1 protein-coding gene is annotated in these 251 nt (G+C 41.4%); it reads right to left on the bottom strand.

Annotated features, from left to right (window positions below; genetic code table 11):
* The coding region (locus SB659_RS20155) for a hypothetical protein (RefSeq protein ID WP_410551708.1) at positions 1–230 on the bottom strand (230 nt) is incomplete at its 3' end.
* Between the last annotated feature and the right edge of the window lie 21 nt (positions 231–251).

Raw genomic sequence — 251 nt, 5'->3', positions numbered from 1 at the left:
GGATGGGAACTTACAAAAATACATGCCGGAATTTTATGGGCCAGCTTCCTGAATTCCATTCCGCTCATTCCTGTAAGGTGGGTTTCGATGATCAGGAGATCAATCGGAAGCTCCAGATAGGGAACTGCTTTCTCGGCCGAATCAAATGAGGCGACAATTTCTATATTTCCATAGAGTTTAAGATAATGTTGGAGGACAAGCCTGTCCAGTTCGTCATTATCAATAACCATACATCTAATATTAGGAATCAT

The organism is Arthrobacter sp. SIMBA_036 (genome assembly GCF_046535135.1).
GTDB lineage: Bacteria > Actinomycetota > Actinomycetes > Actinomycetales > Micrococcaceae > Arthrobacter.
Note: the sequence above shows the minus strand (reverse complement) of the source record. Positions and strands in the feature narration are given on the sequence as shown.